Source organism: Arthrobacter rhamnosi, from assembly GCF_054510975.1.
This window is the reverse complement of sequence record NZ_JBTNDN010000004.1, coordinates 111,376-127,685: the sequence shown is the minus strand read 5'-3', so window position 1 is coordinate 127,685 and position 16,310 is coordinate 111,376. Positions and strand designations below refer to the sequence as shown.

The following is a 16,310-nucleotide window of genomic DNA, read 5'->3' as shown; positions in this document are numbered from 1 at the left end:
GTCGCACCCTACCCGGGTGCGGCGCCGCCGTCGTCTCCGGACTCCTGCTTGCGTCCGTTCGCAGTGTCACCCCTACACTTGAAGCACAGCAGGCTTATCACATCCGCGGTGGCGCGCGGAACACGTGTGCCCGGAGCCGGGTGACAGGACAGCGGAAGTGGACGACATGGAGAAGCAGGCGCTGGCCGGGCGGTACGCACTGGAGGAGCGTGTCGGGACGGGCGGCATGGCCGAGGTCTTCCGGGCCCGCGACACACGGTTGCAGCGGGACGTCGCCCTCAAGCTCTTCCGGCCCGGCACCGCCGACGGACTCGAGCGGGGGTCGGCCGAGGCGCGACTGCTCGCGGGACTCGATCACCCGGGCCTGGTGCGGGTCCTCGACATGGACACCGGCGAAGAGACCGGCGACAACGCCTACCTGGTGATGGAACTCGTCGACGGCCCCGACCTCGGGGTCCTGCTGCGGACCAGGGGACCGCTCGGATGCGAGGATGTCCGGCTCATGGCGCTGGATCTCGCCCGCACGCTCCAGTACATCCACAGCCGCGGCATCGTGCACCGTGACATCAAGCCGTCGAACATCCTGACCCGGCGGACGGATCCGCACAGCGGCTACTTCGGCTACCTCCTCACCGACTTCGGCATCGCCCGGTTCTTCGACGGCGGACGCATGACGGCGACCGGACAGGTCATCGGCAGCGCCGCGTACTTCAGTCCCGAGCAGGCCCGCGGCGACGGCGTGGGGCAGCCGTCGGACATCTACTCGCTCGGGCTCGTGATGATCGAAGCCCTGACGGGGGAGCGTCCCTTCCCCGGCACGGGGGTGGAGAGTGCCCTCGCGCGCCTGCACCGTGGCCCCTCGATCCCGCACGCCGCAGGTCCCGCACTGTCCGCGCTGCTCGTGTCCATGACCCTGGACCATCCGGCGGACCGCCCGGACGCGGCGGACGTGGTGCACACCCTGGTGGCGATGGGCCCGCAGAAGCGCGCCGACCCTCGGACGATGGTGCTTCCGTCCGCCGCCCCGCCGACCGCGGCGATCTCCCTGCCCGCCGGTCCTGGGCCGCTGCACTCCCCGGAATCGGGAGACGGGGGGCCGGACACGTCGAGGCTCACGCAGGCCGTCGATGCGACGCGTCCGGTGGCGCATCCGGCAGGTATCTACGAGGCCGATACCTACGAGGCCGATACCTACGACGCCGGTACCGCCGTCTCCGCGGCTGGGGGCTATGACCGCAGTGCGGCGACGCCGGACCTCCAGCCTGTCGTGTCGCCCGCTACGGAGCCTGCCCGCCTCGACGGTTCAACGGCATCCGAGGCTTCGGTCCGGCCGGTCCGGCCGCCTGTACTCGCGAAGCCTTCCCCGAGGCGCCGCCGGCATGTACTCCCGTGGCTCGTCTCGGTCCTCGTGGTGGCCCTGGTGGCTGCGGCGCTGTGGGCCTTCACGGCGTCGGCGCGCGATGCCGCCCCCGACATCGAGCCGCTACCGGCCGTTTCCGGCGAGCCGGGCGAGAAGTTGCAGGAACTCTACGACAGCGTGCAGCGATGACGACGGCCCTCAGGGTGAGGCTTCCCCTCCTGATTGCAGCCGGTCTCCTGCTGACGGGATGTGGCGGGCCCATCGATGCCGCCACGGCCGGGGATTTCCAGGCCGAGGTGCGGGCCATCGCCTCCACCGCTGCCGCCGGGGACTCCGCCGGAGCCATCGTCCTCGCGCAGAGGCTGAAGGCGGAAGTCGGTAGCGCTCAGGAGGCGGGCACAGTCGACGAGGACCGAGCCGCGCTCATCGGCATGCGTATCGACGCCGTGATCGCGTCGCTGGAAGCCGAGGCGTCCGTCGATGAAGTACCGTCCGGCGAGGTGCCTTCCACCGAGGCGACTCCGGAGGACATCGCTCCTGACGAGGTGCCATCCGTGGAGGCACCCGCGCCGGCGGCTCCACCGGCCGATCCGGCGCCCCAGCCCGACGATACGTCCCCGGCGGAGCCCGAACCTGCTCCGGCGACCGATGGGGACGCCTCCGACGACAGCGGCGATACCGGGACGGCCGAGGAGGACGTCGCGGCCCCGGAGAACAGCGGCGACGAGGTGGACGACCAGGCCGGGGAACAGCAGCGGGAGGCCGCTCAGAAGGCAGCGGACGAAGCGCGCGACAAGGCAGATGACCAGCGGGAGGCCGCTCAGAAGGCGGCGGAAGAAGCGCGCGACAAGGGCAAGGGCAGCGGCGGGAAGGACAAGTAGCGCCCTGCCCCCGCAGCCCCCTGCCGAAGCCCGCTAGTCCCGGATCGTGGCGATGACGGAGCCGGCCGAGACCGTGTCACCCGGAGCCGCTGTGAGGCCCTCCAGCGTCCCGGACTTGTGGGCCGTCAGGGGCTGCTCCATCTTCATGGCTTCGAGGACCACGATGAGGTCTCCCTCCGCCACGGCGTCGCCGTCGGATGCTGCCACCTTGACGATCGTTCCCTGCATCGGCGAGGTCAGCTCGTCGCCGCTCACGGTGGCCTTGCCGGCACGTGCCCGGGAGGACTTCTTCGACTTGGCCGGCGCGCTGGCCTTGCCGTTCGGCGCCGCACCCAGGCCCGCGGGCAGGACCACCTCGAGGCGGCGGCCGCCGACCTCGACGGTGACGCGGTGGCGGGACTCGTCGTCGGACGTCGGATCCGCTGCACCCTTCCAGGGCTCGATCGTGTTGGTGAACTCCGTCTCGATCCAGCGCGTGTGGACCGAGAACGGCCCCTCGACCGGAGCGAAGGCAGGGTCCGCGACGACGGCCGCGTGGAACGGGAGCACGGTGGGCATGCCGTCGATCACCATCTCGGCGAGGGCCCGGCGGGCCCGCTGCAGGGCCTGCTCCCGGGTGGCGCCGCTGACGATGAGCTTCGCGAGCATGGAGTCGAAGTTTCCGCCGATGACCTCGCCGGCCTCGACGCCGGAGTCCACCCGGATCCCCGGACCGGTGGGGAGCCTGAGGGTCCGCACGGTCCCCGGCGCCGGCATGAATCCGCGCCCGGCGTCCTCCCCGTTGATGCGGAACTCGAAGGAGTGTCCGCGCACTTCGGGGTCGCCGTAGCCCAGTTCCTCACCGCGGGCGATGCGGAACTGCTCGCGGACGAGGTCCAGGCCCGTGACTTCCTCGGAGACGGGGTGCTCCACCTGGAGGCGCGTGTTGACCTCCAGGAACGAGATGGTGCCGTCCTGGCCCACGAGGAACTCACAGGTGCCGGCCCCCTGGTAGCCCGCCTCGCGGAGGATCGCCTTGGAGGCCTCGTAGAGCCGCGTGTTCTGCTCGTCCGAGAGGAAGGGGGCGGGCGCTTCCTCGACGAGTTTCTGGTTGCGGCGCTGCAACGAGCAGTCGCGGGTGGAAACGACCACGACGGCGCCGTGCGCGTCGGCGAGGCACTGCGTCTCGACGTGGCGGGGAGCATCGAGGAACCGCTCCACGAAGCACTCTCCGCGACCGAAGGCCGCCGTCGCCTCGCGCACCGCCGAATCGAACAGTTCGGGGATCTCCTCGTGGCTGCGGACCACCTTGATGCCACGACCGCCGCCACCGAAGGCAGCCTTGATGGCGATGGGCAGCCCGAACTCCTCCGCGAAGTCGACGACCTCCTGGACGGACTCCACCGGATCCTTGGTCCCGGGCACGAGCGGCGCTCCGACGCGCTCGGCGATGTGGCGTGCCTGCACCTTGTCGCCCAGCTGCGAGATGGACTCCGGAGACGGGCCGATCCACGTGATGCCGGCGTCGATGACGCGCTGCGCGAACTCGGCGTTCTCTGAGAGGAAGCCGTATCCGGGGTGGATGGCGTCTGCCCCGCTGCGCCGTGCCGCCTCGAGGATGCGGTCCATGACCAGGTAGGACTCGGCGGCTGTCTCCCCACCCAGCGCGAAGGCCTCGTCGGCCATGCGCACGTGCAGCGCGTCGCGGTCCGGGTCCGCGTACACGGCGACGGACTCCATGCCCTCGTCGCGGGCGGCACGGATGACCCGGACGGCGATCTCCCCACGGTTCGCCACCAGGACCTTTGTCACCGGGCGGTGCCGCCGGGCGGTGCCGTTGCTACGGACGGATTCGGACGGGGCAAGGGGGGACTGGCTCATGGGGCGTTGGACTCCTTCTTCTCAGTTCGGAGCCTAACCCGCTTTTGGAGCTTCCGCGCATGAATCGTGCTGGTGGGGAGTGTTGGAGGGTAATCCTTTGTAGAGAACCTACAACGCCGCCGCCGGCGCCCAGAGGTCCGTGACGGAGACCCCGGCCGACTGCAGGAGGCCGCGCAGCAGGGAGATGCTGAGCCCGACGACGGCATGCGGATCGCCGTCCACACGGTCGATGAAGGCTCCGCCGAGCCCGTCGATGGTGAAGGACCCCGCGCAGTGCAGGGGTTCGCCGCTCGCGACGTAGGCCTCGACCTCGGCGTCGGACATCGCCCCGAAATACACGGTCGCGGAGGAGACTGCGCCGATGGTGGCGCCGGATCCGCCGTCGCGCGTGTCCACGAGCCAGTGGCCCGTGTGCAGGACGCCGGAGCGACCCCGCATGCGGCGGATCCGTTCGATCGCCACCGCGGGTTCGTAGGGCTTGCCGTGCGCCTCGCCGTCGAACTCGAAGACGGAATCGCAGCCGATGACGAGGGCATCGTCGGCGTCCTCCAGGGCCCCGACGGCCTCGGCCTTGGCGCGGGCCAGCAGGAGGGACGTGTCGTGCGCGTCGAGTTCGCCGTAGGAGGCGACGACAGCCGGTTCGTCCACGTCGGACACCATCACCGAGTGGCGGATGCCGGCTTCCGTCAGGAGCTTGGCGCGGGCGGGGGATTTCGAAGCGAGGATCAGGCGGAGGGTCATGCTCCAGCCTAGGCAGGCGCCGGCCCGCCGGCGCAATCCCGGCGGGCCGGGAGTACCTGCCCGGTCCCGTCACGACGTCGGGACGGGACCGGGCAGGCATCTGTCACCAGCGGTGTGCGACGTCGACCACCACCCTCGAACCGGCACCGGGACCGGGTACCACGAAGACGCGGACTGGAAGCCGCGCGCGCACCCCGAGTGCGAGGGTGGTGTACCCCTCGAAGCTTCCGGCCCATGCGACCTGGCGGAAGGTGGAGTAGCCCGCGACGTTCACGAGTTCCCTGTCATTGCTGCGGGGATACGTAGACATGCCGTTGTAATACGCGGGGGCATTGACTGTCACGGAGAGGCGTGCGCCGCCCCGGACCGGAACGACCATCCCGGAACCGTCAGCCCTGACCTGGTTGACGTAGGCCACGCGGTAGCCGGAGACATGGCCGCGGGCGTCGATCACGAGGCGATCGAAGCAAGCGTGGCGGCCGGACCGGACGTTCGTGATAGGTGCTGTGGAGGTGGAAGTGGCGACTTTCGCCAACGACCCCCATGTGATGCCGCAATAGGCGGCGGATGCCGGTGGTCCCCCCGCGAGGCCGAGGCCTGCGGTGAGGGCGAGGGCGGCGAGTATGGCGGAGAGTTTCCCCGTCATGCGCGTTTTGTTCATAGCGCACCACCTTGTCGAGCTGGATAGGTGATCCTATGCTGCTCCGGCACCCGGGAAAAAGCGCCGTCGTCGGGCTGAACGGCGCCGAATCGTTAGAAGTACACCGATTCGTTAGGCGGTCGCCGACGGCAGATGCGTCCCCGGGGCCGCAGTCATCGGGCGCAGGCGGGCGGCATCCCCGGCCCGCCTGCACCCGACGGCTCCGTCAGGACACCAGTGCCCGACGCAGCGTGTCGAGGCCCACGGACCCGAGGTTGAGGGCCCGGGTGTGGAAGTCGCGGAGGTCGAAGGTCCCGCCCTCGCCGGCCCGGACCTCGTCGCGGATCTGCTCCCAGAGGCGCTGGCCGATCTTGTAGGACGGGGCCTGCCCCGGCCAGCCGAGGTAGCGGTTGTACTCGAAGTTGAGCTGGCCCTCGCTGATGGCGATGTTCCGCTTCAGGAAGCCGTAGCCCTTCTCCGGGGTCCAGGTGCCCTCGCCCCAGCGCTCGGGGATCTCGAGCTCGAGGTGGACCCCGATGTCGAAGACGACGCGGGCCGCGCGCATCCGCTGGGCGTCGAGCATGCCGAGGCGGTCGCCCGGATCGGCGAGGAAGCCGAGTTCCTGCATGAGGCGCTCGGCGTACAGTGCCCAGCCCTCGCCCTGGCCGGAGACCCAGATGGCGTTGCGGCGCCACGGGTTGAGCAGTGCACGCTGGTAGGTCGCCGTCGCGATCTGCAGATGGTGGCCCGGAACGCCCTCGTGGTACACGGTGGTGGTCTCCTTCCAGGTGGTGAAGGAGTCCTCGCCCTCGGGCACGGACCACCACATCCGTCCCGGGCGGGAGAAATCGTCACTGGGGCCCGTGTAGTAGATGCCGCCCTCGTTGGTCGGGGCGATCCTGCATTCGAGGCGGCGCATCACGTCCGGGATGTCGAAGTGGACCCCGGCCATCGCGTCGACCGCCCTGTCGGAGAGTTCCTGCATCCATGCCTGGAGCGCATCGGTGCCCTGCAGCTGGCGGGCCGGGTCCTCGTCGAGGATGCGGATGGCCTCCTCGATGGAGGCCCCCTCCCGGATCTCGTTCGCGACAGCTTCCTGTTCGGCGATCACGCGGTCGAGTTCCTCGACGCCCCACGCGTACGTCTCCTCGAGGTCGACGGCGGACCCCAGGAAGAGACGCGACATCAGGGCGTAGCGCTCCCGCCCGACGGCGTCCTTCTCGGGTGCTGTGGGGAGGAGGTCGTCCTGCAGGAAGGACGCGAGCGAGCGGTAGGCGCCACGTGCAGCGTCAGCACCGGAACGGAGCTCCTGCTGCACAGAGTCGGGGAGGTCGCCGTCGTCCGAGCGTGCAGTGGCGCCGAGGGTGTCGAAGAAACCGCCGTCCTCGGCGTACTTCGTGGACTGCTCGATCACGATGCCCACCTGCCGGCGGGCGGCGACGAGACCGCGCTCGCGGCCGGCGCGGAGGGATGCGATGTATCCGTCGATGGCACCGGGGACATTGGCCATACGCCCGGCGATATTGCCCCAGTCCTCCGCCGTGGCGGTGGGCATGAGGTCGAAGATGGCCCTGATGTTCTGGGCGGGGCAGGCGATGTTGTTGAGTTCGGCGTACCCGAGTCCAGCGTCATGGATCTCGAGGTCGAGTCCGAGCCTCTCGCGCATGGCGTCGAGCGTCACCGCATCCACGTCATCTGCGGGCTGGAGGCCGTCGAGCCGCCGGAGGGTATCGCGGGCGGCGTCGGCGAGGGCATCGATACCTGCCGGGGAGTAGTCCTGGTACTCGGTCTCGTGACCGGGGATGCCGAGTTCGGTGGCGAAATTCGGCATCAGTTCGAGCAGGGTCTCGTAGTACGACGTGGCCACGGCATCGACGGCCGTCGACTGCCGTGCCGGCTGCTGGCTGGAGGAGGGGAAGGAAGCTGGGGTGTCTTGGGTCACGTCCAGAGCCTAGCCCCAGCGGTTGCCGGAGGCTACTGACTGGCGGCCGCTCCGGCTCCGCAGGAAGGCGGAGCCCAGGGCGTCGTAGTCCACCGGACCGCACGTGATCCTCGGCCGCTCTGGATCCACGCGGTGAGGGGGCCTACCGTGGGAGCACGATGAAGGGGACGTGGGTATGGAGCACTCGGGACAGAGGACCACGCACGGACGCCTGGGCAGGACCGCCACCACGGCGACCGCGGCTCTGGCCTTGCTGACCGCGTGTGCGGGATCCGCGCCGGACCAGCAGACGGCGCCGATCGAGCGCGTCGTCGTCGCCCAGGGCGAGTTCGCGGAGGCCGAGGACGCACTGCTCCGATCCGCCTTCCGCCTCGGCGCGCTCATGACCTCCGATCCGGACGTCAACCAGGTCACCAGCCCGCTCAGTGCCCTCTATGCGCTGTCGATGCTGCGCGCCGGAGCCGGGTCGACGACCGCCACGGAGCTGGACGCGGTCCTGGGTCTGCCCGCCGAGCATCGGGACGAGGCGATGAACGCACTCCTCGCGAGCATCCAGCGCTTCGACGGCAACCCGGGTGACGTCGACGAGGACGATCCGCCCGAGACTCCCGTCCTGCATCTCGCCAACGCGGTCTTCGTCCCGGAGTCCGGCGGCATCGGCGAGGAGTACCTGGAGACCCTGGCTCGCCAGTACGGCAGCGGCGTCTACCCCGTCGATTTTCGGGACGGTTCGACGGCGGACCGCATCGATGACTGGGTGTCGAAGGAGACCGGCGGCCGGATCGAGAAGGCCCCGCTCGAGGTCGGTCCGGGCACCACGCTGTCCCTTCTCAACGCCGTCTACTTCGCAGCGGCCTGGGACGAGCCCTTCGATCCCTCCGGGACGTCGGACCAGGATTTCATGCTGGCCGATGGCAGCAGGGTGGACGTCCCGATGATGCACGGCACGCGCACGGTGCGGTACGCCGAGGAGGGCGGCTGGAGCGGGATCGACCTGCCCTACGGCGACGGCTTCATCATGCGGCTCATCCTGCCGGCGGAAGGATCACCGCCGCGGTGGACCGAACAGGAACTGCTCGACATGGCCTTCCTGCTCGATACGGCCGGCGACGTCCGGGTGGAGCTGAGCCTGCCGACGTGGGACCACGAGTTCGAGCAGGACCTCCGGAAACCGTTGGCTGCCGCGGGACTCGACGAGTCCTTCGGACCCGACGCCGACTTCCGTGCCATCCAGCCGGGCTCCTTCGTCGACGGAGCTGCCCAGGTCGCGAACATCACGGTCGCGGAGAAGGGCACCGTCGCGGCGGCCGTCACACAGCTGACGATGGCGGGGAGCGCTCCGATGCCGCCCGAGGCGAGCATCGCCTTCGATCGCCCCTTCGGCTACCAGATCGTCCACGAGGAGACGGGACTGCCCGTGTTCCTCGGCACCGTGGCGGATCCGCGCTGAATCTCCCGCGCTGAGTCTCCTGGGGCCTACGTGCCTGCGGGCCCTACGGGTCGTCGCGCGGCTCCTGCTGTCTGCGGCCTCGGGAGGCAGAGGTCCGTGATCAGGCCGGTCCCGGCGCACTCACGAAGGGTGCGGATGCCCGCTACGGCCGCCGCCTTGTCCGGGAACGGTCTGGACACGGCGATGACCGCCCCTTCCGGTGTCTTCAACCGGAATCTGAAGGCGTTGTCCCGATCATGGAAAAGCTCGATTATCGCGGCCATGGCTACCCCCTGTAACCGCCCGGCAGCAGCACCACCCGGGCTCGTCATCACTTCCGGGACACTGCGCTGCGTCCCGGGCGGCCCGGTGACGGGACAGGGCTTCCCCCATGTGACCCCAGCCACACCCGTTTCCCCATGGTAGGGAGCCCGGTGCGTACTGGCGAGTAGGCCCGGAAGGGGTTCCGGGAGGGGGTGTCGCGTCAGCGGACGCTGCGGCGCCAGGAGCCGGGTCCCGGCGTCGGACCCAGCCGCAGCATGGCCCGGCGGACCCAGGACCTGCCGTGGGCCGGAGCCTCGTCCGCTTCCCCGCGTCCCCGCAGGGCGACCACGACGGCGGTGAGGGCCGCCAGTTCTTCCTCCGTGGGATTGCCGGAGACCACGGACAGGAGGGCCGGGCTCTCCCGGGCGACGTCGTCGGGCGTGCTGTCCTGCGCGGTCACAGCGGGATGTTCCCGTGCTTCTTGGCGGGGTTGGCAGCCCGCTTGTCGCGCAGGGCGCGGAGTCCCCGGACGATCTGCAGTCGGGTCTCCGACGGGGCGATGACGGCGTCGACGTAGCCCAGCTCGGCTGCCTGGTACGGGTTCAGCAGTTCTTCCTCGTACTGCTGCACGACGTCCGCGCGTGCGGCCTCGACGTCCCCGCCGGCCTCGGCGACGGCCTTGAGCTGCCCGCGGTACAGGATGTTGACGGCACCCTGGGCGCCCATGACGCCGATCTGCGCAGTGGGCCAGGCGAGGTTGAGGTCGGCGCCGAGCTTCTTGGACCCCATGACGATGTACGCGCCGCCATAGGCCTTGCGGGTGATGACCGTCAGTTTCGGCACGGTGGCTTCGGCGTAGGCGTAGAGCAGCTTGGCGCCGCGCCGGATGATGCCCTGGAACTCCTGGTCCTTGCCGGGCAGGAAGCCGGGGACGTCCACGAGGGTCAGGATGGGGATGTTGAAGGCGTCGCAGTGCCGCACGAAGCGGGCCGCCTTCTCCGAGGCGTTGATGTCGAGGGTGCCGGCGAACTGCAGGGGCTGGTTGGCCACGATGCCGATGGTGTGGCCCTCGACGCGGGCATAGCCCGTCACCACGTTCGGCGCGTAGAGCGCCTGCATCTCGAGGAAGTGGCTGTCGTCCACGATCGCGTCGATGACGGCGTGCATGTCGTACGGCTGATTCGCCGCGTCCGGGATGAGTTCGTCGAGGGCGAGGTCCTCGTCCGTCACCTCGGGCTCCTCCACGAACTCCGTCAACGGCGCCTCCGCGAGGTTGTTGGACGGGAGGAAGTCGAGCAGTTCGCGGACGAAACCGATGGCGTCCGCCTCGTCGGTCGCGAGGTACGCGGAGGTGCCCGTCGTCGTGTTGTGCTGCCGTGCGCCCCCGAGGGTCTCCATGTCCACGTCCTCACCGGTCACCGTCTTGATGACGTCGGGGCCCGTGATGAACATGTGCGACGTCTTGTCCACCATCACCACGAAGTCCGTCAGCGCGGGGGAGTAGGCCGCTCCTCCGGCGCAGGGACCCATGATGAGCGAGATCTGCGGGACCACCCCGGACGCGTGGACGTTGTTGCGGAAGATGTCCGCGAACATCGCGAGCGACGCGACGCCCTCCTGGATGCGGGCCCCGCCGCCGTCGTTGATGCCGATCACCGGGCACCCGTTGCGGAGCGCGAACTCCTGCACCTTGACGATCTTCTCGCCATTGACCTGGCTGAGGGAGCCGCCGTACACGGAGAAATCCTGGCTGTAGATCGCGATCAGGCGCCCGTCCACCGTCGCGTAGCCGGACACGACGCCGTCGCCGAGGGGCTTCTTCTTCTCCATGCCGAAGGCGGTGGAGCGGTGCACCGCGAAGGCGTCGAACTCGACGAAGGAACCCTCGTCCACGAGGAGGTCGATCCGCTCGCGGGCGGTGTTCTTGCCGCGGGCGTGCTGCTTCTCGATCGCTTCGGGGCCGGAGGGCTGCTCCGAGAGCGCCTTGCGCCTCCGGAAGTCGGCGAGCTTCCCGGCCGTCGTTGTCAGGTCGAGCTGCAGGTCCTGGTGCATGGAGTCTCCGGTCGGCGGGTGGCGTGGGACCGCGCCTCACTGGGTTGCGCGGAGCCCCCAGTCGAGACTGGAGGATTCCGACAAAGTGCGGCGCGTTTTCCCAAGTCTAGTGAGGATCAAAGGGCTTGCCGTTGTAGGACGTCTACAGTTTCCGCGGCCAACGCTTAGCCGGAGCCCCGATGTTACCCGCGAGTAACATCGGGGCGTCGCGAGCCGTCGGGCGACCCCCGGTGCTTATGGTGGGGCCATGACTGCACGCAATGACGCTCAGGAATCCTCCGCTCCGGACGCCCGCCCCGGACACCGATCGCTCGCCGGGCGCACTCTCCTCCTGTCGGGGGGAAGCCGCGGGATCGGCCTGGCCATCGCCCTGCGGGCCGCCCGCGACGGAGCCAACGTGGCCATCCTGGCGAAGACCGGCGAGCCGCACCCGAAGCTCGAAGGGACCGTCTACACCGCGGCCGAACAGATCGAGGCCGCAGGTGGACACGCCCTGCCCCTGGTCGGCGACGTGCGGAACGACGACGACGTCCGGGCCGCCGTCGAGACGACCGCCGGCACCTTCGGCGGCATCGACGCCGTCATCAACAACGCCTCGGCGATCGACCTCTCCAGGACGCCCGACGTGGACATGAAGCGCTACGACCTCATGGCGGACATCAACGTCCGCGGCACCTTCCTGCTGAGCAAGTCCGCCCTCGAGGCGCTCAAGCGCTCGGACAACCCCCACATCCTCACACTCTCGCCGCCCCTGAACCTCACGCCCGAATGGGCGGGCAGGCATCTGGCCTACACCATGGCGAAATACGGGATGAGCCTGACCACCCTCGGCCTCGCCGAGGAACTCAAGGACGACGGCATCGCCGTGAACTCCCTGTGGCCGGCCACCCTCATCGACACGGCGGCCATCCGCGCCATGCCCGGCGGAGACCGTATCGTCCAGGCGGCCCGAAGCCCGCAGATCGTCGCCGACGCCGCGCACGCCGTCCTGGTCCGCCCGGCACGGGCCTGCACCGGGAACTTCTACACGGACGAGGAGGTTCTCCGCGAGGAAGGCGTCACCGACTTCACGCCGTACAGCCTCGGCGCACCCGAGGACCGCCTGGTCCCCGACATCTTCCTCTGAGGTCCCGCTCCGGGGCAGGGAGCGCGGGGCCGGATAAGATCGATGCCATGTCCTCCCGCTACTCCAATCTCGAGCGCCCGGGCCTGAACCTCGGCGCACTGAGGACAGCCCTGTGCATGCCGTCGGGTCCGTTCTCCCGGCTCGACATCGTGGCCCGCACCGGATCCACCAACACCGACCTCGTGGAGCACGCCCAGCGGGAAGCGGCAGGGTGGCCAGACCTCAGCGTCCTCGGTGCGGAAGTGCAGACCGCAGGACGCGGACGGCTGGACCGCAGCTGGATAGCGCCCGAGCGGTCCTCGCTGTTCGTCAGCGTGCTCCTGCGCCCGTTCAACCGGCACGGGCGGCCCGTGCCCACCACGGCCTACTCCTGGTTCTCGCTCCTCGCCGCCCTGGCGCTCGCGGAGAGCGTCGAGGATCGCACGAAGATCGCGCCGCAGCTCAAGTGGCCCAACGACGTCACGGTGGACGGCCGGAAGCTCGCCGGTGTCCTGGCGCAGTTCGTGCCGGGCGCGGGCGCCGAGCCGCCCGCCGTCGTCGTGGGGATCGGCCTTAACGTCAGCCTCACCGACGACGAACTCCCGGTGCCCACGGCCACCAGCCTGCTGCTCGAATACGCCGGCACCACGGACCGCAACATCCTGCTGAAGTCCTTCCTGCGCACGTTCGCCGATTCCTACCGGGCCTTCTGCGACGTCGACGGCGACGCTTCCGCGGCCTGGGACACCGGGCCGTCCCTGCTGACCCGTGTGGGGGCGCGCATGGCGACGCTCGGCCAGGACGTCCGGGCCGAACTGCCCGGCGGCGCCCTGCTCAGCGGACGCGCGCTCGCCCTCGATGACCAGGGCGCGCTGATCGTGCGCGACGACGACGGCGAACGCCACACGATCTCCGCGGGCGACGTCGTGCACCTGCGCCCGCAGGCGTAGGCCATGCGAATCCAGTTGCTGCCCGGCGAACGCGTCCTCGTGCGCACGCGGCCCAACCCGCTGCCGATCGTGGGGCCGGTGCTCGCGGCCTTCCCGCTCCTGGCCGCCGGGGGCTTCGGCCTGGGGTACCTGGGCCGACGGGACCTGCCGGGCGGGCTCCCCGACTGGCAGCCGGTGCTGCTGCTGGTGGCGCTCGCCGCCATCGTGGCGGTACTGCTCCGGGTGGTGGTGCGCCCCGTGCTCCGCTGGTCGAGCAACCGGTACGTGCTCACGAGCCTGCGACTCATCCACCGGCGCGGCGTCACCCGGCGCACCGAACACCAGATCAGCCTGTCCGCCATCTCGCAGCTGCAGACGGAGCAGGGACTGGTGCAGCGCATGGTCGGCAGCGGCACCTTGGTCGCGGACCTCGGCTTCGACCGCACGCACGCCTACCGGGACGTTCCGCAGATCGGCACGTTCAAGAAGTACGTGGTGCAGGCGATCAGCGACCTGCCCCTGACGCGCATGTTCGATGGAGTGGATATGGAAATCGATCCGCAGTACGCCCGCGGTGGGACGCCGCGGGTGCAGCAGGAATGGACGGGTGAGCAATCGTGACAGTCGAGGACCGCCACGAGTCCGGGCAGCCCGCCCGCTCCGACGACGGGGGAGCGGGCACGCCGGGCGCGACGGGCACGGGCGCGACGGACGCGGGTGCGACAGACACTGGCACGACGGATGCGGCGGTGACGGCTGCGGCGGTGATGGCTGCACCCGCGGTCGATGCGGCGCCGTCCGACGACGCACCCGAGGCCGCGGCGTCGACGGCCTCGAAGGCCGTGTGGCAGCTGCAGCCGGACATGGCCGCCGCAGGCGGCGACGCGCCGACGTCGTCGCCTGCCGGCCCCATCGAGCTCGACCGGGAGAGCATTCGCCGCCTCGAGCGCGAACTCCTCGGCGCCGAACGCACGCTCAAGCGCCGTGACATCGCCGCCGGAGCCAAGGTCTCCCTCCTGTCCGCGCGCAAGCTGTGGCGCGCCATGGGCTTCCCCAACATCGGGGACGACGACGTCGCCTTCACCGAGAAGGACCTCCACGCGCTCACGACGATCATCGACATGGTGCGCCAGGAGCAGCTCACCGAGGACGCCGCGATCTCGATCACCCGTGCGGTGGGACAGATGACGGACCGCATGGTCGTGTGGCAGATCGAGGCGATCGTCGAGGAGATGGTGGCCCAGCGCGGGCTCACGGACGCCGACGCGCGCAAGACGCTGGTGTCCGAGCTCCCCGACCTCCTCGAACCGCTCGAGAAGACGCTCGTGTATGCGTGGCGCCGCCAGATGAACGCCGCCGTCCAGCGGCTGGCCCTCCGCGCGGAATCGGGTCTGATCTCCAGCGAGGCAGGGCGCGACGGAGACGAACAGGACGCACCGCTCCCGCTGGCGCGGGCGGTCGGGTTCGCCGACCTCGTCTCCTACACGAGCCTGTCGCGGCGGATGAACGAGCGCACCCTGGCGCAGCTGGTGCAGCGCTTCGAGAACAAGTGCGCGGAGATCATCTCGGTCGGCGGCGGCCGGCTCGTGAAGACGATCGGGGACGAGGTGCTCTACATCGCGGAGTCGCCCGAGGCCGGTGCCGAGATCTCGCTGGCCCTCGCGAAGGCGTTCACCGAGGACGAATTCCTTCCCTCGGCGCGGTGCTCCCTCGTCTGGGGGCGGGTGCTGTCCAGGCTCGGCGACATCTACGGACCGACCGTCAACCTCGCGGCCCGGCTTACCGCGCTCGCCGAGCCGGGGGAGGTGCTCGTCGATTCCGCCACCGCCGCGACCCTCGAGCACAACGAGAAGTTCGTCCTGACGCCGCACGAGCCCCGGCAGGTGCGCGGTTTCGGTGAGGTGCGCCCGGTGACGCTCGCCCGGGGAACCGGCACGGGGATCGTCCTCGACTAGGGGCGGGACCCGCCGAGGCCGCGGAAGCTATCGGGAGGCAAACGGGCAGGGCAGAATGGGGGAATGACCGACCAACCCCTCCGTACCCCCCAGGCCGGCCCCCCGCGGGACGTGCACCTCGCCTACGGCTTCGCGACGGATCGGGGATTGCGGAGGGAACTGAACGAGGATTCCCTGATCGCCGCCGAACCGGTGTTCGCCGTGGCGGACGGCATGGGCGGCCACGCGGCCGGAGAGGTCGCCAGCGGTATCTGCGTCCGGACCCTGGGCAGCAGCCCCATCCTGGGGCATCACCTGCCCGAGTTCTCCGCCGCTGACCTGGAGGAGCTCATCGCCGACGCCGACCAGGAGATCCGCCGGCAGGCAGGCGGACTGGCCGGGACGACACTCAGCGGCGTGGTGCTGGTCCAGGAGGAGGGCGTGCCGTGCTGGCTGTTCTTCAACGTGGGCGACTCGCGCACCTACCGCCTGAGTCGGGACCGGTTCGGACAGATCTCCGTGGACCACTCGGAGGTCCAGGAACTCGTGGACACCGGCAGCATCTCGATGGAGGAGTCCCGCACCCACCCCCGCCGGCACGTGGTCACGCGGGCACTCGGCACGGGAGACGACTCGGAGGCGGACTTCTGGCTGATGCCCGTCGAGGACGGCGACCGCATCCTGGTCTGCTCGGACGGCCTGAGCGGCGAGGTGTCCGACGACGCCATCTACGACGTCCTCAGCACCGTCGCGGACCCGCAGCAGGCATGCGAGGAGCTCGTCGAGGCGACCCTCCGCTCCGGGGCGCGCGACAACGTCACACTGATCATCGTCGACGCACACGTCGACGCACACGTCGACACATGCGTCGACGACGCGGCGGCCGCGGATGTCGAGGGCTCGGCTGTCCGTCGAGGGGGGATCCTCGCGGCCGACGTCGGTCACCTGATCCCCGCCGGCACCACCGCCGACACGCAGCCCGACGACGTCGTGCGCGTGAACGGCTCGCAGCCCGACGACGTCGTGCGCGCGAACGGCTCGCACGCCGTCCTGCGGTCGGACGCGGCGCCGGGCTCCCCGCACCAGTAGCCCGGGCGTTCCGACCGGCCGCCCCGACCTGCCGCCCCGACCTGCCGCCCCGACCGGGCGCCCGTCGAGGTGCCCGCAGTGGCC

At 70.2% G+C, this 16,310-nt stretch carries 15 protein-coding genes; 8 read left to right on the top strand and 7 right to left on the bottom strand.

The features are described from left to right. Window positions 1–166: 166 nt before the first annotated feature. Window positions 167–1,549 (top strand): serine/threonine-protein kinase, encoded by a 1,383-nt coding sequence (locus ACX80J_RS11160; RefSeq protein WP_459347917.1) that lies wholly within the window; start codon window positions 167–169, stop codon window positions 1,547–1,549. Further along, entirely contained in the window at window positions 1,546–2,241 is a 696-nt protein-coding gene (locus ACX80J_RS11155) for a hypothetical protein (protein WP_459347806.1), read from the top strand. Before ACX80J_RS11160 ends, ACX80J_RS11155 begins: the two co-directional genes overlap by 4 nt. Before the next feature lie 33 nt (window positions 2,242–2,274). Here ACX80J_RS11155 and ACX80J_RS11150 read toward each other — a convergent pair whose 3' ends face one another. The 4 genes from ACX80J_RS11150 to ACX80J_RS11135 all read right to left on the bottom strand — a co-directional run bounded on the left by ACX80J_RS11150 (window position 2,275) and on the right by ACX80J_RS11135 (window position 7,424). Then, window positions 2,275–4,101 (bottom strand): acetyl/propionyl/methylcrotonyl-CoA carboxylase subunit alpha, encoded by a 1,827-nt coding sequence (locus ACX80J_RS11150; protein ID WP_459347805.1) that lies wholly within the window; start codon window positions 4,099–4,101, stop codon window positions 2,275–2,277. A gap of 108 nt (window positions 4,102–4,209) precedes the next feature. Then, window positions 4,210–4,842: a Maf family protein gene (locus tag ACX80J_RS11145; RefSeq protein WP_459347804.1), complete on the bottom strand. Its 633-nt coding sequence runs from the start codon at window positions 4,840–4,842 to the stop codon at window positions 4,210–4,212. 103 nt (window positions 4,843–4,945) lie between these two features. Continuing rightward, window positions 4,946–5,488, bottom strand: coding sequence for an AMIN-like domain-containing (lipo)protein (locus tag ACX80J_RS11140; RefSeq protein WP_459345827.1), 543 nt, complete (start codon window positions 5,486–5,488; stop codon window positions 4,946–4,948). 220 nt (window positions 5,489–5,708) lie between these two features. Next, window positions 5,709–7,424, bottom strand: a complete 1,716-nt coding sequence (locus tag ACX80J_RS11135) for a DUF885 domain-containing protein (RefSeq protein ID WP_459345728.1) — start codon at window positions 7,422–7,424, stop codon at window positions 5,709–5,711. Window positions 7,425–7,599: 175 nt separating this feature from the next. Between ACX80J_RS11135 and ACX80J_RS11130 the strand changes: the two genes are divergently transcribed. Then, window positions 7,600–8,874, top strand: coding sequence for a serpin family protein (locus tag ACX80J_RS11130; RefSeq protein WP_459345729.1), 1,275 nt, complete (start codon window positions 7,600–7,602; stop codon window positions 8,872–8,874). 26 nt (window positions 8,875–8,900) lie between these two features. Here the strand turns inward: ACX80J_RS11130 and ACX80J_RS11125 are convergent, their stop codons facing one another. The 3 genes from ACX80J_RS11125 to ACX80J_RS11115 all read right to left on the bottom strand — a co-directional run bounded on the left by ACX80J_RS11125 (window position 8,901) and on the right by ACX80J_RS11115 (window position 11,157). Next, window positions 8,901–9,137 (bottom strand): YegP family protein, encoded by a 237-nt coding sequence (locus tag ACX80J_RS11125; protein ID WP_459347803.1) that lies wholly within the window; start codon window positions 9,135–9,137, stop codon window positions 8,901–8,903. A 200-nt stretch (window positions 9,138–9,337) separates the two neighbouring features. Beyond that, complete coding sequence (locus ACX80J_RS11120) at window positions 9,338–9,577, bottom strand: acyl-CoA carboxylase subunit epsilon (RefSeq protein WP_459347802.1); 240 nt, start codon at window positions 9,575–9,577, stop codon at window positions 9,338–9,340. Then, on the bottom strand, window positions 9,574–11,157 hold the full coding sequence (locus ACX80J_RS11115) for an acyl-CoA carboxylase subunit beta (protein WP_459347916.1): 1,584 nt from the start codon (window positions 11,155–11,157) through the stop codon (window positions 9,574–9,576). The genes ACX80J_RS11120 and ACX80J_RS11115 overlap by 4 nt, the downstream gene beginning before the upstream one ends. A 259-nt stretch (window positions 11,158–11,416) precedes the next feature. On the opposite strand from ACX80J_RS11115, the gene ACX80J_RS11110 reads away from it, so the two are divergent. From ACX80J_RS11110 to ACX80J_RS11090, 5 genes are all read left to right on the top strand, one after another. Then, window positions 11,417–12,295 carry an SDR family oxidoreductase gene (locus ACX80J_RS11110; RefSeq protein WP_459347801.1) on the top strand — a complete coding sequence of 293 codons (879 nt, stop codon included), beginning with the start codon at window positions 11,417–11,419 and terminating at the stop codon, window positions 12,293–12,295. 47 nt (window positions 12,296–12,342) lie between these two features. After that, window positions 12,343–13,224 (top strand): biotin--[acetyl-CoA-carboxylase] ligase, encoded by an 882-nt coding sequence (locus ACX80J_RS11105; RefSeq protein ID WP_459347800.1) that lies wholly within the window; start codon window positions 12,343–12,345, stop codon window positions 13,222–13,224. A 3-nt stretch (window positions 13,225–13,227) separates the two neighbouring features. Then, window positions 13,228–13,824, top strand: coding sequence for a PH domain-containing protein (locus tag ACX80J_RS11100; RefSeq protein WP_459347799.1), 597 nt, complete (start codon window positions 13,228–13,230; stop codon window positions 13,822–13,824). Then, window positions 13,821–15,158, top strand: a complete 1,338-nt coding sequence (locus ACX80J_RS11095) for an adenylate/guanylate cyclase domain-containing protein (protein WP_459347798.1) — start codon at window positions 13,821–13,823, stop codon at window positions 15,156–15,158. Before ACX80J_RS11100 ends, ACX80J_RS11095 begins: the two co-directional genes overlap by 4 nt. Window positions 15,159–15,221: 63 nt before the next feature. Continuing rightward, a complete protein-coding gene (locus ACX80J_RS11090) occupies window positions 15,222–16,226 on the top strand; it encodes a PP2C family protein-serine/threonine phosphatase (protein WP_459347797.1) in 1,005 nt (334 codons plus the stop codon). The last annotated feature ends 84 nt before the right edge of the window (window positions 16,227–16,310 follow it).